Origin of the sequence: Nitrospira defluvii (genome assembly GCF_905220995.1) — a bacterium.
GTDB lineage: Bacteria > Nitrospirota > Nitrospiria > Nitrospirales > Nitrospiraceae > Nitrospira_A > Nitrospira_A defluvii_C.
On sequence record NZ_CAJNBJ010000020.1, the window covers coordinates 180418 to 201952 of the forward strand.

Below are 21535 nucleotides of genomic sequence, written 5' to 3' on the forward strand. Positions count from 1 at the left end.
GCTGCGACTCCTCCGTTGTGATAGGAACCTCAGTTACTTGCCTTGTGCAGCCATCTTCTTCAGCCCTTCGGTCGTGACGGGTGTCCCGCCGACGCCCCACTGACCTGACGGGACTTCCTCAACAAGCACCCAGGTCACAGGCCGCAGTCCTTCTCCTTCGACCGAGACGATCGCGTCCGTCACTTTTCGAATCAACTCCTGCTTCTGTTCCATGCTGAGGTACCCGCTGAGCCCCTTTAATTGTGCGAGTGGCATCGTGCCTCTCCTTTCATGATAGATACGGCCATTAGATTCTGGCACGGCGCTCCGGCGCCTTCGCGCCACGAGGCCGCCCCTCCCGCGAACGAAACCGCGCACAATGCCTACTGGGTCAACCCAAAATATTTCCACTCGGAGACGGTCCCCATGAACGCTGACCGCAGCTTCTCCGGCAATGCCGCTGACGCCGCAGTGTATTGCGCCCGTGTGGCCCACACGGACAGATCGACATGAACCTTCAGATCTTTGAGATCCTGCCGGCCGGTCACGGACACAAACCCCGGTTGTGTTTTCAGGAAGCTGAACATGGCCGCCCGGGCCTCGTCGAACGCCTTTTCTTTCCCCGGCGCCGCCACGTAGGTCATGACTTCCGTCACTTCCCCCTCGCGCACGGTCTCGGCACCAGATACTGCTGGCATTCCTCCAACAACCGCCACAAGCAACCAGGCTCCCATGGCACCAGCACGAAGCACGTTGATTCCAATTCTCTTCATGGTCGCGTTTCCTTTTCTGTGATAGACGGTGTGATGATCCTATGGCTCCTGCTCATCAGCGTATGCATTACATGGCACACCTCCCTTTGTTACACCTGATCCCATCGATGACGTACTCCCGACAGAATTCGCTAGGGATAGACATCGGCAGACGACTCGACCTCAGGCCATTTGGCCTGCGCGGCACGAAGCAAGGCCGACCGCCCCGCTTTCCACTTTGCTTGCACCTGGGGATCGTGATTGAGATAGAGCCTCCCTTCAACGACCTCCCAGATTTCACCGGCAATGGCCGCCTTAACTCCTTCGGCCACACCGTAGGCACAGTACCCGCCAAATTGGGGCGCGAATCGTTCCGGCGCCTGCACAAAGACGGCGAGATGCGCGGGGGACGCGAAGAGGAAGGTCGATCCTTGATAGACATGAGAAAGCGTGGGCAGGCCTTTGACCGCCTTGTGGTCTTCGAAGTAGGCCACGGGATCGTAGCCATCGATGGCCACTCCATGTCGCTCGTAAAACTGGCCAGACTCGGCAGGCCCTGCGAGAATCAGACTGACACCGACCAGGAGACTGATGCCAACACTGGCCATGCACCATCGGCGGAACACGTTCCTCATGCCACCCTCCCTTCTGGACGGGCTCCGCCCTTGAGCGCCCGCTTGATGAGAAACCCGAGCAAGGATACCGGTGTGGCACGAGGCAGCAGCCGGTTTTCCCACGCCATCACTTTATTGAGGAGACCGGACACGACCGTGGCCTTCTTCCCAAGCGCCTGCAGCCCGACGGCGGCGACCTGCTGTGGTTGCTGAGGGATGAGGGGCAGTTTGGAAAAGTCGAGGGCCATATTGGCGGTCATCTCCGTATTGGTGAGACCGGGAGATAGCACCAGGACATCCACCCCATGCGGCTTGAGTTCCACATGCAACGCTTCGCCCAGACTCAGGAGATAGGCCTTTGTGGCGGCGTAGTGCGCGACATACGGCACGCCTTGGTAGGCAAATAAGCTGGAGACGAACATCAAACCGCCCCGGCCTCGCGCGGCAAGGCGCCGCCCGTAGTGATGGGCTAACTGCATGGGCGCGACGGCATTGAGCTGTACGAGCTGGAGATGGGCTGTTTCATCGGCATGGACAAAGCTGCCGGTGAGTTCGGCCCCGGCATTGAGAATGACGAGACCGATGTCGAGCCCCTCCGCCGATGACACAATCGTCTGAATCGCCAGAGGATCGCGTAAGTCTGCTGGCACGGGGAGCACGGTGACCCCAAACTCTGTCTTCAATTCAATCGTGAGTTCGTCCAGGCGCGCGTGGCGTCGCCCCACCGCGACGATGTGAATATGGTGAGACGCCAGCTGGCGAGCTAATTCGCGTCCAATGCCTGACGTGGCCCCGGTAATCAGAGCCCACGGTCCGTATTTCGCTTGTGCCTGCTGATCCATCTGCCATCTCCTCCTTTGCGATGCTCCGAAACCCGTGCCGTATCGGCCTGCACGGTGCATTGCGATCTACGCATGGCCTTGCAGCCCCATCCTCACGATCCCTCTCTATATGGACCAATCGGTCCATATATGGTCAAAAAAACACTTACCCCACCGCTTTCAGAATCAACGGAACCATGGATCGCGCCGCTCGTTTATCCAAGCCCGCTTTGATGAGCGTCCTCAAGCCGGTCATGGAGCTCACCAGATAACTCGCCAGCGCATTGAGATCGGCATGAGGCGGCACGTCACCTTCCGTTTGAGCCCGTTTGAGCGCCGCTTTGAATACCTCGCCGAGACCGCGCAATCCCTGAGCGACCGGCTTCGCAAAGACGGTATCCCGCTGACCCAACTCGCTGGCTGAATTCCCCACGAGACAACCCTTTTCGCCTTCCGGCTGCTGCGCGGTCTCGGCAACGGCCTGAAAAACCGATTCGATGAAACGTCGTCCGGACTTGGCTTCCTCCAAACCATGGTTCAGTTCTGACGTGAACCGTTCCTGATAACGAGTCAAACACCGTGTGAATAACTGGCGTTTGCTGCCGAAGCTCTGGTAGAGACTGCTCTTGGAGAGTTTCATGGCAGTGAGCAAGTCGCTCATCGACGTGGCCTCATAGCCCTTGCACCAGAATACGTCTACGGCGGCATCCAGTGCCTTCTCCGGATCAAACTCGATAGGGCGGCCAATCGTCATGGCCCGGATTATATGGACCAGTCGGTCCATATGTCAAGCCCTGCCACCGGATGGCGGCCAGATCCTTCCATGCTTGCCTCGAACAATCTCGATTGAGCGGTTGAGCAAGCTTATTAAGATAGCCTAACCCCATCTTGCCTCCCATTGAAACCCACAATCGTCTACACTTCGTTGATGAGTCACGCTGGCCAAAAATGGTCCCGCAGATCAAGTATGTTCCTAACTCTCTTTCGGCATCGGCCCGATGAGTGGCTGATATGGAGCGCGGTGCGGAAGGATCCCTCCGTCGGGGCCGTGGTAATATTGCAACGCATCCGGCAACCACCCTTCGATCTGACTGATACGCGTCAGATCGGAAGGATGCGTGGAGAGAAACTCGGGAATGGCATGTTGCGAGCGGAAGCACAGTTTCCCGATCATCTGTTTGGGGCAGCCGCTCATGCGTTCCCAGAACGGCACGGCTTCGCGCGGGTCGTAGCCCGCCTGCGCCATCAACCGCAGGCCGATGTAATCCGCTTCCGACTCCTGCTTCCGATTGAATGGCAAAGACACATTGACACCGTAGGCGCCCAATACACCCTGGATAGCACCTCCTCCTGCCTGCCCAGCCGCCGCGGCGCCGATCGCGCCCAATTGGGCGATTTGGTCGATGATGCTCCGGCTCATCCGCTCGACTCCATGACGCTGCAGCGCATGCGCCACTTCATGGCCGATCACCGTCGCCAAACCCGCTTCGCTTTTCGTCACCTTGAGCAGCCCAGTAAACACCGCGACTTTCCCGCCGGGCAGCGCAAAGGCGTTGATCGTCTTGTCGTCGTCAATCACGGCGAATTCCCACTGGTACTGAGGTTTGTTCGAGGCCCTGGCGATCCGCTGGCCGACCCGTTGGACCATCTCATTGATCTCATCGTTGTCACTCAACCGCGCTTGCCGCAACACCTCCCGATAGGCGCTGAGTCCGAAATCCAGTTCCTTCTCTTCCGAGAAGAAAATGAGCTGGTCGCGCGCCGTGCCGGGAGCGCGGTAGTACGCGGCGAGGCTTCCTATGACGCTCAGCGACAGAACGATGCGCTATGCCACTGTCGCGCCAAGAGACAGGAGTGTCCTGCGAGCGACAGGTCTGGAACCGTATGGGGGTAGCTGGCGACTCATGCGTCTACTTCGCAGCCGCCACGCGCAAAAAAGAGGCCTCGGTGAATGTCGCCAATGCTGACCATGCCGACGAGCGTGCCGTGGTCGGCGACCGGAAGGCGGCGAAAGTTCTTCAACCCCATGTATGACGCCGCTTCAAGGATGGGCGTTTCCGGTGAGACCGTCAGCGGATAGCGCACCATGATCTCCTCGGCCTTCTTTCCCAGCACCTCGGGATAGTTCTGCTCCATTTCCAGAAAGTCCCGGCTGTGCACGGCGTCGTGAATGTAATCGCCATAATTGGGGTACATCGGCAGCATCACGTCGCGCAGTGTCACGATCCCGAGTAATTCCTGATCGGCACTGACGATCGGAATGGCCCCGCAATGCCGGCTTAACATCTTCACGACGACGTCCCGCACTGTTTCTATCTGTGTGCCTGTGACGACTCCCGTAGACATCACCTCATGGATTCTCATGGAAGCCTCCTTTCGTTTCGCTCATAGGCCTGAGATGCTGGTCTGGTTTCCGATGCCCGCGCTGCTCGGGAGCTGTTCCCCGGCAGGCACAGTCCGATGATCCAAGTGGTACTGCGACTGGCAATGGCCGCAGCGCACAAACCAGAGGCAGCCATCGGGATAGTAATCACACTGCAATTTCGGGATCAGTTCATGAGCTCCACAAGTCGGACAGGGGAGTTGGTGGAGCTGAATACGTAAGGCCATTACGGGGTCGTCGAGCACTGTCATGGCGGGCCTCCCTGTTGAACGAGATGCACGGGCTAGGTGTCGATCGCTCTCCAGTTATGCCGCGACGAGCCGCGGCATACGAGGACTGGTGAACTGAATGGACTCTGTCGGTGCCGTGGATCGTCTTCGATGTTCAAGAATCAGCGCATCGACCAGATCGCCGCAGAGCAGGCAGCGATAGCCGTCCACGCACAGGCTGCTGCTCCGCCCCTGCAAATCGCAAATCTGTTCCCGTACCATCAGTCCGTTGCATCGTTCACAGGTCACGGTTCACCTCCTTGTGGATGGGAGACATGTGGTTATCCTGCTTACGATCCTAGCGGGTGTGTTGCCGCCGATCTGTAAGGTACCTCACGTGTTCTGCATTCTTTCTTTGTGCAGTTGTAATCCAGCCCACAGAACTTCCGAGTGCTCCGCAGTAGAGTGCACAACTTATCGCGGGATCTCGCCGCGGCCGTCCCACCGATGAGACGGAGAGAGTTCTCAACATTCACCTGTTCGTTATGAAAGGAGTGCAGCATGTCCAAAGTTGCGATCGTGGTATTAGCCGACACCGACACCCATGAAGGATTGGGACGTGTGGTGAACGCGATGGAAGCCGTCAAAGAGTTCAAGGACGCCCACGACGACGTCCAACTTATTTTCGACGGCGCCGGGCCCAAGTGGATTCCGGCACTGGAGAAGCCCGATCACATGGCCCACGGGCTGTATGTGGCGGTGAAGGATCGAATCAGCGGGGCCTGCGACTTTTGCGCGGGCGCGTTTGGGGTAAAGGATCAGGTCGTAGCCTGCGGCGTGAAGCTGACGGGAGAATACGATGGTCATCCGAGCTTCAAGAAGCTCGTGTCCCAGGGGTATCAGGTCATCACGTTCTAATATCGTGAACCATCGGACATCCGGACGGCGCAATCACCACGGCCGGATGTCCGCCCCTTGCAGTGAGCATCAAACCACTGCTGATCCAATCATCGGAAGGAAATCGGGCTATGAGAAACCCGTTACGATTTTTCATCGAATTGATCCAGCAGCCCCTCTGGGTCTCCCTGTGGGTCCTGTTTCTCATGCTCGTCAACATGGCGAGTTTCGCCTTCTGGCAGGAAGCGATCGCACAGCTCATTCTCATCAACTTTCTCGCAAGTGCGATGCTGATGATGGGACTCTATTCGCGATACGGATTCACAAAGATTCTCGGGCTCGGCCACTTCCCATGGATTCCACTGCTGGCCTATGTCGTGACACAGATCCCTGCCGCTGAGGCGTCGTTCAAACGCTATTTGCTGGTCTTATCGGTCTCCATGGGCATGTCCTTGGTGCTCGATACGATTGATGTTTGGAACTACTTCAGAAGCCGGGCGCGCCTCTAACAGCCACTACCTAATAGACCAGGATCTGTTCCGCTGCCTCGAACAACTCCACCATCTTGGCTAGTGGAATTGAGGTGACTGAAGCGGCGACCCGCGCCGGATCGATCTTGTAGAGCAGCATCATGGTCTGATTCCCATAAATGTCGACGCCCAGCTTGTTCTTGAGAAAGTCGAAATACTCGCCATAGGTACGCGGAACTTGTTCCGGCAGTACGCCCATCTGTTCAGAGAGACTTTGCCGCTCCCGCTCCGGCAGATTGGCACGGTCAAGCGCGGTTGAATCGGAGCCAACGAGCTTCCTGAACCACCCGAAGCCTTTTGTCACTGACGTGACGGCGCTCGCATCCACCAGGATCGTTACCGTATGCCCGGCCTTCACGGCTGCCCATGCCACATTCGGCACCGCGCAGATCTGTGCATCGTCCACGGCAAGCGACGTTTTCATATGGATCAGGATGTTGGCTGCGGATGCTGCAGGAATCCAAAGTCCCGTACTCAAGAGGAGCGTTGTGAGGGTCATGAGCAGGGGAGCGAATCGTCGTTTCATAGTGCCTCCTCTTCATTGGTATCGCTTGACGTTTGGTGATCGCAGCAACCTGCGGCATCCGAAGTCGTCTCAGGACCGATAGATTCCTTATAGGCAGCATAAGCCTTTAGCGCCCATTCCTCGCCGGGACAACCTTGCATGGTCATGGCTACCTCAAGGAATTCGATCAGCTCTTCTTGTGTGCTGCCTTTCTCGTGCGCCATCCGGACATAGGCGCGAATGCAGGGTTCGCATCGGATCGTGATGGAGATAGCCATCGCGGTGAGGAGCTTATGTTTGGCGGGAACCGCCCCATCGCGATAGGCTGCCTGGCGCATGCGAAGCAACCCGCCTGTTACTTGCGGACTGAGGCGACGCAATTCCGTAAACCGTGTGTCGTTCGGACTTGTCACGATGTCCTCCGTTTCTGTGATTGTTGTGAGGCGGGTTGGTCTCTTTCCATCTGGCGCAGAATCTGACAACGATCGATAGGCTGACCAGCCTGACACATGCGGATCAATCCGCGCAGCGCGCGGGCCAAGGCTTGGAGGTTTGTCAGCTTCGCTTCAACGCCATGCAATTTAGCTTCTGCCTTCCGCTGCACGTCGCCACAACGCGCCCGGCCATTCACTCGGAGGCTGAGTAATTCACCGATCTCTCGAAGCGTGAATCCCAGTGCCTTCGCGTTTCTGATGAATCGGAGTCGTGCCACTGCCTCGTGGTCATAGACACGATATCCAGACGGCCGACGTCCGACAGGCGAGAGGAGCTGTTGCCGCTCGTAGTACCGAACCGTTTGGACATGAACGCCAGCCGATTTTGCGAGCCAGCCAATCGTACGTTGGGATGTCATAGTCGCTCCGTGGGAAGAGGCTACACCTGATACTATGGTAGCGAGTCAAGGGGGCAAGGAACCTACCTGATCCACGCTCCGCCCTGTCAGAAGTCCTCTGCGCTGGTGAGGGATCCCTCTCGCGGCGATGCTCGCACCTACGGGGTAGGACTCAATGTAAGCCAGCTTACAGAATCTTCATTCTCCTCGCTGTATTCTTTTCCCTATCTGACGCATCCATCTTCGTGGGCGGCTGGAGATTGAAGGCGACTCGTCAGTTTGATACATCGACGTATCTCCATATGGTCATATTTTAGCGGGGGGAGCCATGCCAGGAGAGAACATTACCCAGGTCGTCAGTGATCGATACGCCCGGGCGGCCAGCTCGGGCGAGCAAATGTGTTGCCCGACCAGCTATGACATGAGCCATCTCAAGACCTTCATCCCGGAGGAGGTCATCAAGATTTCCTATGGCTGCGGCACGCCCGCCGGGCTACAGACGGTGCGCGCTGGAGAAACCGTCCTGGACATCGGCTCGGGTGGCGGGATCGACTGTTTCGAGGCGTCTCGTCTCGTTGGTCCGACGGGCCGCGTGATCGGCATCGACATGACCGATACGATGTTGGAGATCGCACGCAGGAACGCCGTCATCGTGGCCGGCAATCTCGGCTACTCCTCCTCCAATGTGGAGTTCCGAAAAGGCATGGCCGACGCCATGCCGGTAGCGGACGGCACGGTTGATTTGATCATCTCCAATTGCGTGATCAATCTGGCCCCGGATAAACGCAAGGTCTTCCGTGAAATGTTCCGCGTCGCCAAGCCAGGCGGACGGTTCACGATCTCGGATATCGTCGCCGACCAGCCCGTGCCTCAGTACCTCGTTCACGATGCGGAGAAATGGGGCGATTGCCTGTCTGGCGCCCTGACACTCACCGACTACATGGCCGGCATGACGGAGGCGGGGTTTGTCGGCCTGCATCTGATCAAGTCGTCGCCCTGGCAGCGGATCGATGGCATTCACTTCTTCTCGGTGACGTTGACCGGCTACAAACTCCCTGCCCATGCGCCGGCTTCAGTCCCACGCTATGCCACGCTCCGCGGTCCCTTCAGCCGCGTGGTGGATGAACGAGGCACGACCTATCTGCGCGGGACTCCTCAATCACTCACTGCGGAAGCGGCGCGGCTCCTGGGCCAGCCGCCATTTGCCGCACAGTTTGTCTTGTCTCAAGACCCAGTCACACTCGATCAGACGGATCCACGCTGGACATCGGTGCTTCCCGAACAGACGTCCTGTGTGTGGAAAGGCGACTTCGCCTTGCTGGCAGGACCGTTCGTAGAAGCGCAGGACGACGATCACCATGTCTTTCGACGCGGCGAGCCGCTGGAAGTCTGCTCCAAAACCCTCACGGTCCTCGCAACCGACGGCTATGCGCCGCACTTTGCGATTCTCAATCGCGCCGGTCAGCGCGTAACCGGGGAAGCCGTGACCTGTTCCCCTGAGGGAGCCTGCTGTTAATGAAGCGTGCTTCGATAGGCGATCTCCTGACCACGGGCCAATGTGCCACGGTGCTGAAAGCGTTGGCGGATGAGACGCGGTTGCGTCTGCTGGAGTCCCTGCTGGTCGAAGAGAAATGCGTGACGGAGCTGGTGCGAGAATTGCGCTGCCCGCAGCCGCACATCTCCCATCATCTTCGCATTCTTCGCGATGCCGGATTAGTCGAAGGACTTCGGGAGGGCAAGCAGGTCTGCTATCGCATCGCTCCAACCGTCAAACGGGCGTTAGCGAATCGGCAAGGGCAGGCCCTGAATTTTGGGTGTTGCGAGGTGCGATTCCCTGAAACGGTCTTGGCCGCGTTGAGTCATGCGCACTGAGGCGGCTCGGTTCGTGAGGGGATTTTTTGTTTTTCTGAGGACACAGACATGCCGCTGACCCTGCTGGGAGAACATCATCCGCTGGCCTCCGCCTCTGAACAGCTCAAGCTGCTCGCCGACACGCACGGCTATTCATCGTTTGAGACCCGACTCGATCAAGCCGGCCTCTTCCCGCTTCGAGCGACCGGGATGACGGTGTTTCAGATCAACGTGGGGAAGCTCTGCAACCAGACCTGCAAGCACTGTCATGTGGACGCAGGCCCGGATCGGACCGAACGCATGTCGCGAGAAACGGCAGAGCTGTGCATGCAGGCGCTCGCCACAACCGACATTCCCACGGTTGATCTCACGGGGGGCGCACCGGAACTGAATCCCAATTTCCGATGGTTGGTCGAACAAGCTCGCGGACTCGGCCGGCATGTGATGGATCGCTGTAATTTGTCCGTGCTCCTGATCCCTTCACAGGCAGACTTGGCCGCGTTTCTGGCGATGCATCGGGTTGAAATCATTGCTTCACTGCCATCCTATCGCGCCAGCCAGACCGATGCGCAGCGGGGCGACGGCATTTTCGAGAAGTCGATCGAGGCGCTACGCCTGTTGAACGGGTTGGGATACGGCCGCTCCGACAGCGGCCTGCTCTTGAATCTCGTGCACAATCCAGTCGGCGCCTTTCTCCCTCCCAAGCAGGAGGCGATCGAGGCGCAGTTTCGGAAAGAACTCCGGGTTCGCCATGGCGTCGAGTTCACCCATCTCTATACGATCACCAACATGCCGGTGAGCCGATATCTCGAGTTTCTCGTGGAGAGCGGCAATTACGAGCAGTATATGGAGCGGCTGGCCAACGCTTTCAATCCCACAGCGGCCGCTGGCGTGATGTGCCGGTCGATGATTTCCATCGGGTGGGATGGCACTCTCTATGACTGCGACTTCAATCAGATGCTCGAACTGCCAGTGAGCCCGGGCGCGCCTGCCCATATCCGCGACTTTGATCCGGTTCAACTGAATCAACGCCAGATCGTCATGCGCAACCACTGCTATGGCTGTACAGCCGGCTCAGGATCGTCCTGCGGCGGGGCGGTCGCCTGAACTCAAGCCCATGGCCAATATATTGAGGTATCTACATGACTGAATACTCGGGTTTGTTTCCGCCAAAGAAATACGGGACTCTGGTGACTCTCGCATTGGTGGGGCTCTTGAGCGTCCTGGCATCAGCCGAAGCGCAGGCCGCTGGAGCAGATCCACTGACCGGGAAGCTGGTGGTCACCGGCGCGAGCACCCTGGCCCCCCTTGTCGCCGAAATCGGCAAGCGGTTCGAAAGTCTTCATCCCACCGTGCGCATCGATGTGCAGACCGGCGGTTCGTCACGTGGCATCGCCGACGCCCGCCAAGGCCTCGCCGACATCGGCTTGGTCTCGAGGGCGTTGAAGGAGGATGAGCAGGATCTGTCCGCCTTCCCCATTGCCCGCGACGGGGTCTGCATCATTCTCCATCAAGACAACCCGGTGCGGGTTCTCACCGATGACCAGATTATCGCGATTTATACCGGTAAGGTCACCAACTGGAAAGAGGTCGGTGGAATCGATGCGCCGATCACCGTCGTCAATAAAGCGGAGGGCCGGTCTACGCTAGAAGTATTTCTTCGGTACTTCAGGCTGAAGAATACGGATGTGAAAGCCCACGTGGTGATCGGAGACAACGAGCAAGGCGTGAAGACCGTGGCCGGGAATCGCCATGCGATCGGGTACGTGTCCGTCGGAACGGCTGAATATGACGCCGCCCACCGGGTTCCCATTCAACTGCTTTCGATCGGAGGCGTGGCCGCCTCGACCGAGAATGTACGGAGAGGACTTTTTCCACTCTCGCGGCCCCTGCATCTCGTGACGCGTGCGGCGCCCTCAGTCCTCGCTAAAGCATTTATTGAATATGCACAAGCAAAGGCGGTCTATGACCTCATCAGGCAGCAATACTTTGTCCCGCTGGCCGACTGATCGGCTCCTGCTTTGGCTGCTGCGTGGCACCGCCACGCTCGCGGGCGCAATCGTGCTGCTGATCGTGGGATTTCTTGTCGTGGAAGCCATTCCGGTCTTACGGCACGTGGGCATCGCACGGTTTGTGACCGATCCATCCTGGCATCCTGCCGAAGGATTGTACAATCTCACGCCGATGCTGTGGGGGACCCTGTTCGCGATGGTCGGCTCCGTCTTGATCGCGACGCCACTGGGGATCTTCTCCGCGGTCTTCTGCCACTACTACGCGCCCCTTGCCGTGGCGCGCCCTTACCGGAAGCTGATCGAACTACTCGCGGGCATTCCATCCGTGGTCTATGGATTCTGGGGCCTGGTGGTGCTCGTCCCGTTGATCGGATCGATCCATCCGCCTGGGCCGAGCCTGTTGGCCGGAATCGTCATCCTCGCGATGATGATTCTCCCCACCATCGCGTTAATGGCTGATGCCAGCCTCGCCAATGTGCCCCCACAATACGTGCGTGGCGCGGCCGCCCTGGGATTATCGCGCTGGGCCACCATTCGAGGGGTCGTATTTCCGGCGGCCCAATCAGGGTTGTTTACCGGTGCGATTCTTGAGACCGGCCGTGCCATCGGAGAGACGATGGCGATTCTGATGGTCTGCGGGAACGTGGTCCAAACACCGCACAGTTTGTTCGATCCGATGCGGACGCTGACCGCCAACATCGCGCTTGAGATGGCCTATGCCTTCGGGGACCATCGCGCCGCATTGTTCGTCAGCGGCTTGGTCTTGATGGGGATGATTGTGGCGCTGGTCGCCGCGGCAGACTGGATTAGCCACGGAAGAATCTATGGATAAAGCACTGGAACGACATCGTGAGGGACGGGAATGGCTTGCCGCGACCTTGGTGTGGAGCGCGGCGGTGCTCGTGACCGCGATCTTCTGCTGGTTCGTGGGGGACATTCTCTGGCACGGCCTCAGTCACCTGTCATGGGCGTTTCTGACAACCCCCCCTCGAAACGCCGGACGCGAAGGCGGGATCGGCCCCATTCTCATCTCAACCGCGTTGATCTTGGGTGTCTGTCTTGGCGTGGCCCTTCCCATCGGCGTCGGAACCGCAGTATTGCTGGCTGAGTTCACTCCGGATGGCAGCCTATTCGGGCGTCTGACCCGCCGCAGTCTTGATGTGCTGGCGGGCGTCCCGTCGATTGTCTTCGGGCTCTTCGGCAACGCCTTCTTTTGCAAGACGCTGGGCTTAGGATTCTCGATTTTGTCCGGTGGTCTGACCCTGGCCTGCATGGTGCTGCCGATTCTCATCCGTTCGACAGAGGAAGGGTTCCGCGCCGTGCCGAGCGGGTACCGGCTCTCCGCCGCCGCCTTAGGGCTCTCGCGGACCACGACGCTGGTGCATCTCTTGTTGCCGACGGCCGTACCGGGACTCTTGGTCGGTCTGGTGCTGGGGGTAGGTCGGGCCATGGCGGAAACGGCCGCGCTCATCTTCACGAGCGGCTATGTCGATCGCCTGCCGGAGTCGCTGCTCGATTCAGGCCGAGCGCTGTCCATCCACATCTTCGACCTCTCGATGAATGTCTCCGGGGGAGACGCCCACGCCTATGCTTCGGCGCTGGTGTTGGTTGTCTTGCTGCTGACGATCAATGGAACGGCGTCGTGGCTGGCCGAGCACTGGCTGCATCGGAGGATCGTCACGATATGAAGTTCTCTACGTCTACGCCTGGTACACAGCCGTGGTTTTCGCTGGAAGAACGGCCGGTCTGTTGCGTGCCCAAGCCCTTCATCGAAGTCGAGCAGCTCAGCCTGCACTATGGTCAGAAGCCGGCGTTTCGCGACGTGACACTCGCAATCAACCAAGGCTGCATCACGGCGCTTATCGGGCCGTCGGGTTGTGGCAAGACCAGTTTCCTCTCCTCGCTGAATCGCCTGACCGATCTCATCCCTGGGTGCCGGCTGTCGGGGCGCATCCGTCTCGGCGGACTTGACGTGATGGCGCCGCAGACCGATGTAATCCGCTTGCGCCGCCGCGTCGGCATGATTTTCCAGAAACCAAATCCGTTCCCTCTCTCGATTCGGAAGAACCTGGAGTTTCCCCTGCGCGAGCACGGGCTCAGAGATCGGGACCGGCTTGCCAACACTATCGAGACGGGATTACGGGATGTGGGGCTGTGGGACGAGGTCAAGGACCGCTTGGATTCGCCGGCCTTGGCGCTATCAGGTGGTCAACAGCAGCGATTGTGCATGGCCCGTGCGCTGGTGCTCTTGCCTGACGTTCTCCTGATGGATGAGCCCTGCAGTGCACTCGATCCACTTTCCAGTGGCGTCATCGAAGATCTGATCGTCGGACTAAGGGGACACTACACGGTGCTGATCGTGACCCATAATCTTTCGCAGGCCCGTCGCATCGCGGATTACACCGCCCTGTTCTGGGTTCAACATGGATCGGGGCAACTGATTGAGGCAGGGCCGGCAAAGCAGATTTTTGAGGAGCCCCATGACCCCCTGACCGCTGCCTATGTGAGTGGGATGCGAGGATAGTCGTGTGCCACCGGTTGAGTCACGCTCTATGAAGACAGGACATAGTATGGACGCGAAGAAGAACAAGGCGAGGCCGCTCTGCAGGCTGATTCCTTCGAAGCCCTCCACGGAGTCGAGCGGCCTACAGAGCATGAAACAGGGCCAGCCATCTGGCAATCGTGAGCCCGATCGTGCACTTGAACAATGGCCGGTGATCTCAATTGTCGGACATCAAGCCGGTCCCCGTATCTCCTCCAACCAGCTTCCCACTGGATCTCGCGTCTTCATGCTCCCTGTATGGGTCGCCGCCCACGAAGATCAGCCTGATGTCGTTTATGGGCGAGGGGACTCAGTGCAAATGGATTCCGTTTCAGCTTCTGCCCAAGGTGGTGCCAAAACCACAGTGAGCTCTGTGGAAAGTCTAAATGGGTCTCGTTCAGAACGGTCTCGATATGTCTATGGGGCGCTCATGATGGATATATCTCGACACGAAGTCCTGGTCAACGGTCGGGAAGTCGGGCTGACCCGAAAAGAGTTCGATCTGTTGGAATGCCTTCTCAAGCATCCAGGACATGTGCGCTCACGAGACGTTCTGCTGAACGTTGTGTGGGGCTACGACTACTATGGGACGACCCGTACAGTAGACGTCCATATCCGGCGACTCAAACGGAAGCTTCCTTTGCTCGATCGAGCGATCCTGTGTGTGAGAGGTCTGGGATATAAGCTTAAAGACACGAGAGACGAGGAGGCTGGTATTCCTGGTGAGCGGCATCCAGGTAGAGGACTAGCGAATGGTCCTACTGGTGGACTGAGCGGGTAGCCCCTCGTGGACATCGAACCCCTCAATCGGTGTAATCATGATCGAGCATCGGGGTGCATGAGCGGCACCGTGAGCTGGCGATCGTGCGGCAGCTCACTTGTCACAGCGTCCATTTGTCATGAAGTGTTCATAAACCTGTAACAGTCACATAACTCTTCTGCAATCGTTTCTCATGAGAGTCATAGGTGATGGCGGTCGCGAACCGCATTGATGGAGAACTCAAGCATGTTGCCAATTCGTAGCATAGGCGTTCTGGGACTGGCTCTGCTGTCTGCACTTCAGCTGGTCTCTGTTGTGGCGTTGGTTGAGCGATCGGAAGCTGAACATAGCGGTCCTCTTGTCATGAACACAGTCGATTCGGCCTTGGCACACTATCGCCCGCAGACGCACGTGTCCGGCAGGTTTAGGATTCAGGGTTCTGAGGCGATGTATCCCCTGTTGACCCGCCTCAGCCTGGAGTTCCAACGCCGACAACCGAACGTCGTCATTGATGTGCGAGGCGGCGGGTCCGGCAAGGCCATTGCCGAATTCCTACAGCCGCCGCTCAACAAGGTTGGTAAGGTGATGTGGCCGGAAGACCGCGCCGTGAGTTTTAAAATGGTTGCCTCCTCCCGGGAGCTCTTTGATAACGAAGTCAGCGAATTTGTCGCGCAACATGGACATGAACCGACAGTCGTGCCGGTAGCGGTCGACGCCGTGGCGCTGTACGTCCATAAGGATAATCCGTTAGCGGGGCTCACTATCGACCAAGCCGATGCCATCTTTTCGACGACCCGCAACCGTGGTTACTCAGCAGCCATCACCCGGTGGGGACAATTGGGAGTGGATAACGAATGGGAACAGGCTCCAATCCAGCTCTATGGGCGCGACCGCAAATCCGGGACGCGAGCCTTTTTCCAGGAACATGTTCTCGCCGGCGGCGAGTTCAGGGTTGGATCGCATGACAATCCTGGAGCAGCCTCAGTCATTCTCGATGTGAGCCGTGATGTCTTCGGCATCGGCTATAGCGGACTGGGTCTTCACGCCTCTTTCGTGAGGGTCGTGCCCCTTGCCGAGGCGCCCGGAATGCCGTTCGTGACGCCCTTATCAACAACGGTGGCCGATCAGACATATCCCCTTCGACGGGTCTTGTATCTCTATGCAGACATGTCGCCACACTCGCCCGTACCCGCTGCCGTGCAAGAGTTTCTGGCATTCATCATGAGCTATGAAGGACAGGAGGCTGTGGTGAAGGCTGGTTTTTTCCCCTTGCCTCCCGATCGGACGACAAAGAGTCCCCTAGCGTCGGAGCTCTCCCGGGCTGCAACGATGGTTCGCTAGCAGTGATTGATCGATCCTGGGAAGAGACTATTGTGCGGGAACTTTCCTCTACCGCTGCTTCTTAGTCTTCGCTTTTCGGGTTTGAGGCACAGATGTTTCAGATGTGCCTCGAGCATACGTATCTTCCCGTTCTTTCCATCGAGGCAAGCCCCCAGTCCTAAATTGGAGCTGCTAAGCTCTCGATCTTGTCGTTTTTGCGTTGAGACATTGCCTGACCATATTCGAACGGCTGGCGTCCGTCGATCACGACGTTCAATATGATCGTGCTCCCGACCAGTACAGGGGCCGGAACGGAGAGCCCCCCAGACGGGTTTGCCCCGCTCGGACGTCTCCCTACTTCACGATTCGGCTCACGCATGTGGGCGGAGGGCCTTTTGGCTCGCAAGAATCTCGCCCCCTTTCGCATCAGCGCCGGCGTGTTTTATTCATACCATTTACCGGGGAGTCAGTCCGGAGAGACCACCTATCCGAGCGACATCATCAACACCCGTCTGATCATCGAGCATATTCTCGATGAGAAGCGAGGCTTTGGGTATAACCTCGAACTCGTCGGCTTCCATGGGCTGACGTGGCGCGCAGATGGTCATCAGGTCACGACCGGAGGGAGGAATGGATTTAATACGTTCGGTGGCCAACCAACCCTTCAGTATCGCTTAGGCGATCACTGGGTCGGTGCTGCGGGGGGTGCTGTTTACCGTTGCCGGACAGAATACTCAGGAAGCGATCTTTCCCAACTTCTCCATCTATTACTATTGGGGGAAAAATGGAACAGTGATTATGCGATAGGGTTATGAGAACGTGCCGACGTTTATCCCCATTCTCTTCTTAAAGCTGTGTATCCACCTCGACCAGCCGGTACGCTTCAGCGGCAGTTATATATAAGTGCCGCTGTGAGAGGTGGCTCCGGTTGGTTGGACAGCCGATTCCCTTTCTTAAGTGGCGCCTCGCGGGTTGCTGACTACGCGGCCGTGAGCCCTGTCGTCAGATGGTCAGAGGACACCTGGTCGGGCGTCTGGCCGTCAAGCGCCTGATGCGGCCTGGTCTGGTTGTAGAACGTCAGGTAGCGCGCCAAGCCCTGGTGCGCGGCGCCGACAGTCTCATAGGCGTGCAGATAGACTTCCTCGTATTTGATGCTCTTCCAGAGTCGTTCCACGAACACGTTGTCCCGCCAACACCCTTTCCCGTCCATGCTGATCTGGATGCCGTGATGCGTCAGGAGCCCCGTGAACTCCTGGCTGGTAAACTGGCATCCTTGGTCGGTATTGAAGATCTCCGGTGTGCCAGAGTGGGCCAGGGCGTCCCGAACGGCCTCCAGGCAGAAATCGGTCGTGAGCGTGTTGGAGAGCCGCCACGCCAACACCCGGCGACTGGCCCAGTCGAGCACGGCGAACAGATACACGAAGCCCCGCGCCATCGGAAGTGGAGTGAGAGACCGGGCGTAGTCGAACTATCTCCCAGCCTCTCCTCCCCGAACCGGACTTGCACCTCTCAGCGCATCCGGCTCTCCATTCAAGCGTTGCTTAAAGCAAAAGCCACGTCAGCGTAGCGCGATTCGAGGAACGTGCGATGCTCGTCGCGAATCAGGTACGGGTTCCCTTCCGGGTTCCGCCACCTGAACTGACCTTTGCGGCTGGTGACGAGGCGCCGAAGCGCCTGTTCGCCATACCACCCACGACTATTCTGTCCCTTCAGTACCCAAGTTATGGCGCGCCCCGGTTCTGGTGCCCGGACGTGTTCGCGCATCAGGCTCGGGAATCCTCGCCGATACTTGCGCGCGAGCCAATGTCCGAGCTTCCAGAAGACGGTCCGGTCCACTCGGCTCAAGACGGTCGCCGTATAGTCGGTGTATTGATAGAAGTTCGCCCACCCCGAGAGTTTCCGGTTCAGGCTTTCCATCAGGTCCATTCTGTTCACGCTGTAATTGCCAGACAGTTCCTTGACCAGCTTGTCCGTGAAGCCCCGGTACTTCTCCCATGGAATCGTCGTGACCGGTCGCAGATGACCTCGCGGTCCCCGCTTGCGAATGATACGGTGGCCGAGGAAGACAAAGCCGTCGTTCACATGGGTAATATGGGTCTTCTCCATATTCAACGTGAGTTTGAGCTGACCTTCCAGAAACGTCCGGCACGCTTCGCGTATCGCCTCAGCATGCGCGCGGGTTCCTTTGACGACCACGACGAAATCATCTGCATAGCGGCAGTAGGATACGGCTGGTTTCCACTGCCGGTTCTCTCGCACAGCAATCGGCCGCTGTGTGAGAATTCCGAAGTTCCACGCCCATCGGTCCTTGCGCACCTTCTTGCTCAGGTAGTTCGCTTCCATCCAGTCATCGAATTCATGCAACATGATGTTGGATAGCAGCGGAGAGATGACTCCCCCTTGCGGAACGCCTTCGCTCGCGGCGCAAAATAGACCCCGATCAACCCAGCCTGCTTTGATACACTTCCACAGCAGGGCGAGGAAGCGCTGATCAGCGATACGTTTGCGGACGCCTTTCAGCAGCAGGCGGTGATGGACGGTCTCAAAGTAGCTGGCCAGGTCGCCCTCAATCACCCAGCGACCTGCCGTTCTGTGCTCATCACTTTCCTGCAGCTGCAATTTGACCGTTCGTATCGCATGGTGCACACTCCGGGCGGGCCTGAAACCATAGGACGCTCGATGGAAATCACTCTCCCATATCGGCTCCATGGCCATCAGCATCGCTCTCTGGACCACTCGATCCCGCAGACTGGGGATACCTAAGGGCCTCAACGTGCCGTTCGCTTTGGGTATGTACACGCGCCGTGCGGGTCGCGGCTTGTAGCAGCCCGCTAACAGCTCGGCCCGCATCGTCGCCAGTTCCTGGTGAAGGTTTCCCGTCATCATGGCCTTGTCGACCCCATCGACGCCCGGTGTGCTCGCACCACTGGATGCTAACGTGATGCGCGCGGCTTCGGCCAGCCAAGCGCGATCAGCAATCAGTCTCAGGAGTCGATCGAACTTGCGTTCTTTGTTCTCCGTTGACCACGTCGCCAGCTTGCGTTGCATGTCACTGATTATCAAAGGTCTTCACCTCATTGTGGTCAGTTAATTCGCCAAGCAAGCCCCTTCAACTGCCCCCCTTCGCCCTGTGGCCGGCTTTCCCGGCCTCGAACTACTACGAGGGCTCCGCCAACGTGTACCGCATCGGGGGGACACACTCCCTTGTCATCGGTACACGCCTTCCCCAGTTCACATGCTGGACTCCACACACGAGCGAGGTTGCCTATCGCAGTCTTTCTCCTTGCGTTCCGCAAGTCGTCGCGGACGTCACGGTCTAGCTACGCGCTCCCCATGACTCCCTGCTGGCCAGCGTACATGTCTCGCCAGCATTCGCCGTCCCAGTCCATACGTATGACTGGCTCCGCTCCGCGTCCTGCCTGTGAAGCGGTGTAGGCAGGGGTGACATTTCAACCCTCAGATGCGTGTCAATAGGTGTGTGTTCCTCAACCGTCCCATGCTCAGCCTAGAGGCTCATCTTGGCGTAACCGCTTCGCCGCAAGCCCCGTTTCCCACGGACTTCGTCACCTTGCCAGTGTCCGGCAAGTCACCGCCGCTTCGGCTCACTCCTTCTCGTAGCAGAAGGAGGGCATGCTCGTGACTGCTACAGCAACTCCATCGAGTCATGCATTCCAGACATGCTCAAGCAACTCAGCCCCAGACAGGCGGGCTTCGTTGGCTGGGCGTACTATACGTGATATCGGCCGCCCAGACGTGATTGGGGCGACTGATCGTTAGGTCCCGAAGGAGATACGGATAGATGGTGTGGGCCGAATGCCGGTGGGTCGTGCGCGGCTTGCGATACACCGCCTCAAGACCCATGCGTCGCATCAGCGTGGCCCTCTTGCCGCAAGAGATCGCGCAGCATGCGGGCGCCGGCAAACGGATGGGCCAGATGCAGCTCGTCAATTCGGCGCATGAGGGCCAGTTCCGCCCGGTTGACCCAAAACCCGAAAAGTAGGCCAGCGGGAACTTGAGGAAACGGCCTGCGGCGTGGTCTTCTTCACCCAGAAGGAGGACACAACGATGGGACGACGACGGGGGCATACCGAAGAGCAAGTCCTGGCCACCTTACGGCACGTGGAGAGTGGAACAACCGTCGCGGAGATCTGCCGCGAGGTCGGCATCAGCGAACAGACCTTCTACGTGTGGAAGCGCAAATATGCGGGGCTGGGCCTCAGCGAACTGCGGGAACTCCGGCAGCTCCGCGAGGAAAATACCAAGCTCAAACGCCTGCTGGCCGATCTCTCGCTGGATCGCCACATGCTCCAGGAGATTGTCCGAAAAAAGAAGCTATGAAGGGTGCCAACCGGATGGAACTGCGGTAGATAAGTGGCACGCAGGTTCCTCATTACCTAACCAAGGGAGGTTGGCATGTACTACTGTGGCCTGGATATCTCCATCAAGTCGACCCATATGTGCTTGGAAGATGCTCACGGCCGCCGGGTTCGGGAAGTGGCGGTGGCGACCACCGCGGAAGCGATCCGGACAGTGCTCCAGCGTTACAAGGCGAAGGGTTTGCGGGTGGCCATTGAGGCCGGCGGGCAAACGGCCTGGATCGTTGATGTGCTACGTGAGCTCGGTGCCCAGGTGCATGTCGTGCATCCGCTGAAGGTGAAATGGATAGCCGAATCCAAGAAGAAGACCGATCGGGTGGATGCCGCATTGCTCGCCCATCTCCTGCGCATCGGGGGACTGCCGGAACCGGTGCATGTGCCAGAGCCGCGGAGTCGAGAGGTGCGACACTTGCTGGTGGCGCGTCGGCAACTCGTGACCATGCGGACCAAGACGATCAATGTGATCCGTGGACTCCTGCGCCAGCAGCAGGTAGTTCTCCCAACCCGTGCGCTCTCGACCCTGTCCGGCTGGGCTCGGCTGAAACGGGTGTCGGTTTCAGCATCTACTCAGGCGGTCGTGGACGCCTATGCCGAACTCGCGACGGCGTTGTTTGCCGCCCTGAAGGCCCTCGACCAGGAGTTGCACGCTCGCGCACAGACCGACGCCCGTGTGGCCCAACTCGAAACGATTCCCGGCGTGGGGCCCATTAGTGCCCAAACCCTCCTCGCTGCCGTGGACACGATCCAACGGTTTCCATCCGCCAAGCATCTAGTGGCCTACAGTGGCCTCACCCCGAGTGTGCGAGCCAGCGGTGAGCAGGTGCGGTATGGCGCCATCACGAAACAAGGGCGCAGTGAGATCCGGGCGGTCTGGGTGCAAGCCGCCTTCGCGGCACTAGCCGTGAAGGCTCCAGCCGCCCGCCCCTTGCAACAGTGGTGGCATCGCGTCGCGCGCCGTCGTGGCAAGAAAACCGCAATCGTGGCCTTGGCACGGAAACTGTTGACCATCGCCTTCCACGTCTTGCGGGACGAGACGGTCTATCAACCTCAGCGACTCGGAGCCGTGGCGTAGCTGCAGTCGCTCGTCAGGAGAGGATTCACAAGAGGAAGGACACCGCCGACGACGGAGCATGGAGTTGGGATACCTCCAGC

26 protein-coding genes and 3 pseudogenes are annotated in these 21535 nt (G+C 58.7%); 14 read left to right on the forward strand and 15 right to left on the reverse strand.

The genetic code is table 11. The annotated features are described in order from the left end of the window. Positions 1-33: 33 nt before the first annotated feature. From KJA79_RS21460 to KJA79_RS21500, 9 genes are all read right to left on the reverse strand, one after another. On the reverse strand, positions 34-255 hold the full coding sequence (locus KJA79_RS21460) for a tautomerase family protein (protein ID WP_213044146.1): 222 nt from the start codon (positions 253-255) through the stop codon (positions 34-36). A gap of 107 nt (positions 256-362) precedes the next feature. After that, positions 363-752 (reverse strand): antibiotic biosynthesis monooxygenase family protein, encoded by a 390-nt coding sequence (locus KJA79_RS21465; protein WP_213044147.1) that lies wholly within the window; start codon positions 750-752, stop codon positions 363-365. A gap of 131 nt (positions 753-883) precedes the next feature. Then, positions 884-1366 carry a YHS domain-containing (seleno)protein gene (locus KJA79_RS21470; protein WP_246507846.1) on the reverse strand — a complete coding sequence of 161 codons (483 nt, stop codon included), beginning with the start codon at positions 1364-1366 and terminating at the stop codon, positions 884-886. Then, a complete protein-coding gene (locus tag KJA79_RS21475; RefSeq protein WP_213044148.1) occupies positions 1363-2187 on the reverse strand; it encodes an SDR family NAD(P)-dependent oxidoreductase in 825 nt (274 codons plus the stop codon). Before KJA79_RS21475 ends, KJA79_RS21470 begins: the two co-directional genes overlap by 4 nt. A gap of 145 nt (positions 2188-2332) precedes the next feature. Beyond that, positions 2333-2920, reverse strand: a complete 588-nt coding sequence (locus KJA79_RS21480; protein WP_213044149.1) for a TetR/AcrR family transcriptional regulator — start codon at positions 2918-2920, stop codon at positions 2333-2335. Between the two features lie 219 nt (positions 2921-3139). Further along, positions 3140-3814, reverse strand: a complete 675-nt coding sequence (locus KJA79_RS21485) for a M48 family metallopeptidase (protein ID WP_246507847.1) — start codon at positions 3812-3814, stop codon at positions 3140-3142. A 254-nt stretch (positions 3815-4068) separates the two neighbouring features. Then, complete coding sequence (locus tag KJA79_RS21490) at positions 4069-4530, reverse strand: CBS domain-containing protein (protein WP_213044150.1); 462 nt, start codon at positions 4528-4530, stop codon at positions 4069-4071. A 21-nt stretch (positions 4531-4551) separates the two neighbouring features. Next, positions 4552-4800, reverse strand: coding sequence for a hypothetical protein (locus tag KJA79_RS21495; protein ID WP_213044151.1), 249 nt, complete (start codon positions 4798-4800; stop codon positions 4552-4554). A 54-nt stretch (positions 4801-4854) separates the two neighbouring features. Next, positions 4855-5067, reverse strand: a complete 213-nt coding sequence (locus KJA79_RS21500) for a hypothetical protein (RefSeq protein WP_213044152.1) — start codon at positions 5065-5067, stop codon at positions 4855-4857. 252 nt (positions 5068-5319) lie between these two features. On the opposite strand from KJA79_RS21500, the gene KJA79_RS21505 reads away from it, so the two are divergent. Both KJA79_RS21505 and KJA79_RS21510 read left to right on the forward strand, forming a co-directional pair. Beyond that, complete coding sequence (locus tag KJA79_RS21505; protein ID WP_213044153.1) at positions 5320-5676, forward strand: DsrE family protein; 357 nt, start codon at positions 5320-5322, stop codon at positions 5674-5676. Positions 5677-5786: 110 nt separating this feature from the next. Further along, complete coding sequence (locus tag KJA79_RS21510) at positions 5787-6164, forward strand: hypothetical protein (protein WP_213044154.1); 378 nt, start codon at positions 5787-5789, stop codon at positions 6162-6164. A gap of 10 nt (positions 6165-6174) precedes the next feature. Here the strand turns inward: KJA79_RS21510 and KJA79_RS21515 are convergent, their stop codons facing one another. Genes KJA79_RS21515 through KJA79_RS21525 form a run of 3 tightly spaced genes read right to left on the reverse strand, consistent with a single transcriptional unit; the run spans position 6175 to position 7543 of the window. Next, positions 6175-6711: a hypothetical protein gene (locus KJA79_RS21515; RefSeq protein ID WP_213044155.1), complete on the reverse strand. Its 537-nt coding sequence runs from the start codon at positions 6709-6711 to the stop codon at positions 6175-6177. Beyond that, positions 6708-7103, reverse strand: a complete 396-nt coding sequence (locus KJA79_RS21520) for a carboxymuconolactone decarboxylase family protein (RefSeq protein WP_213044156.1) — start codon at positions 7101-7103, stop codon at positions 6708-6710. Before KJA79_RS21520 ends, KJA79_RS21515 begins: the two co-directional genes overlap by 4 nt. Continuing rightward, positions 7100-7543 carry a heavy metal-responsive transcriptional regulator gene (locus tag KJA79_RS21525; protein ID WP_213044157.1) on the reverse strand — a complete coding sequence of 148 codons (444 nt, stop codon included), beginning with the start codon at positions 7541-7543 and terminating at the stop codon, positions 7100-7102. Before KJA79_RS21525 ends, KJA79_RS21520 begins: the two co-directional genes overlap by 4 nt. A gap of 307 nt (positions 7544-7850) precedes the next feature. On the opposite strand from KJA79_RS21525, the gene KJA79_RS21530 reads away from it, so the two are divergent. The 10 genes from KJA79_RS21530 to KJA79_RS21575 all read left to right on the forward strand — a co-directional run bounded on the left by KJA79_RS21530 (position 7851) and on the right by KJA79_RS21575 (position 16822). After that, entirely contained in the window at positions 7851-9038 is a 1188-nt protein-coding gene (locus KJA79_RS21530) for a methyltransferase domain-containing protein (protein WP_213044158.1), read from the forward strand. Continuing rightward, a complete protein-coding gene (locus KJA79_RS21535) occupies positions 9038-9394 on the forward strand; it encodes an ArsR/SmtB family transcription factor (protein ID WP_213044159.1) in 357 nt (118 codons plus the stop codon). Before KJA79_RS21530 ends, KJA79_RS21535 begins: the two co-directional genes overlap by 1 nt. A gap of 48 nt (positions 9395-9442) precedes the next feature. After that, complete coding sequence (gene arsS / locus KJA79_RS21540; RefSeq protein ID WP_213044160.1) at positions 9443-10480, forward strand: arsenosugar biosynthesis radical SAM (seleno)protein ArsS; 1038 nt, start codon at positions 9443-9445, stop codon at positions 10478-10480. Positions 10481-10515: 35 nt separating this feature from the next. Continuing rightward, a complete protein-coding gene (locus KJA79_RS21545; protein ID WP_213044161.1) occupies positions 10516-11382 on the forward strand; it encodes a phosphate ABC transporter substrate-binding protein in 867 nt (288 codons plus the stop codon). Then, positions 11339-12217 (forward strand): phosphate ABC transporter permease subunit PstC, encoded by an 879-nt coding sequence (pstC, locus tag KJA79_RS21550; protein ID WP_213044162.1) that lies wholly within the window; start codon positions 11339-11341, stop codon positions 12215-12217. Before KJA79_RS21545 ends, pstC begins: the two co-directional genes overlap by 44 nt. Further along, positions 12210-13073: a phosphate ABC transporter permease PstA gene (gene pstA / locus KJA79_RS21555; RefSeq protein WP_213044163.1), complete on the forward strand. Its 864-nt coding sequence runs from the start codon at positions 12210-12212 to the stop codon at positions 13071-13073. Before pstC ends, pstA begins: the two co-directional genes overlap by 8 nt. Beyond that, entirely contained in the window at positions 13070-13909 is an 840-nt protein-coding gene (locus KJA79_RS21560) for a phosphate ABC transporter ATP-binding protein (RefSeq protein WP_213044164.1), read from the forward strand. Before pstA ends, KJA79_RS21560 begins: the two co-directional genes overlap by 4 nt. A gap of 451 nt (positions 13910-14360) precedes the next feature. Next, positions 14361-14708 (forward strand): winged helix-turn-helix domain-containing protein, encoded by a 348-nt coding sequence (locus KJA79_RS22895; RefSeq protein ID WP_246507853.1) that lies wholly within the window; start codon positions 14361-14363, stop codon positions 14706-14708. 225 nt (positions 14709-14933) lie between these two features. Continuing rightward, positions 14934-16028: a PstS family phosphate ABC transporter substrate-binding protein gene (locus tag KJA79_RS21570; RefSeq protein ID WP_213044166.1), complete on the forward strand. Its 1095-nt coding sequence runs from the start codon at positions 14934-14936 to the stop codon at positions 16026-16028. Between the two features lie 356 nt (positions 16029-16384). Then, the gene (locus tag KJA79_RS21575) at positions 16385-16822 is read left to right on the forward strand and encodes a hypothetical protein (RefSeq protein WP_213044167.1); all 438 of its coding nucleotides are present in this window, start codon (positions 16385-16387) and stop codon (positions 16820-16822) included. 164 nt (positions 16823-16986) lie between these two features. Here the strand turns inward: KJA79_RS21575 and KJA79_RS21580 are convergent. The 3 genes and pseudogenes from KJA79_RS21580 to KJA79_RS21590 all read right to left on the reverse strand — a co-directional run. Next, positions 16987-17469 (reverse strand): annotated as a pseudogene (locus tag KJA79_RS21580) (transposase); the annotation flags it as partial. Positions 17470-17537: 68 nt separating this feature from the next. Beyond that, entirely contained in the window at positions 17538-19055 is a 1518-nt protein-coding gene (gene ltrA / locus KJA79_RS21585) for a group II intron reverse transcriptase/maturase (RefSeq protein ID WP_213044168.1), read from the reverse strand. 681 nt (positions 19056-19736) lie between these two features. After that, a pseudogene (locus tag KJA79_RS21590) lies at positions 19737-19989 on the reverse strand (IS3 family transposase); the annotation flags it as partial. Between the two features lie 83 nt (positions 19990-20072). Here KJA79_RS21590 and KJA79_RS21595 point away from each other — a divergent pair. Together KJA79_RS21595 and KJA79_RS21600 are read left to right on the forward strand one after the other, a co-directional pair. Further along, a pseudogene (locus tag KJA79_RS21595) lies at positions 20073-20342 on the forward strand (transposase); the annotation flags it as partial. A 78-nt stretch (positions 20343-20420) separates the two neighbouring features. Then, positions 20421-21455 carry an IS110 family RNA-guided transposase gene (locus KJA79_RS21600; RefSeq protein ID WP_213044170.1) on the forward strand — a complete coding sequence of 345 codons (1035 nt, stop codon included), beginning with the start codon at positions 20421-20423 and terminating at the stop codon, positions 21453-21455. Positions 21456-21535 lie beyond the last annotated feature (80 nt).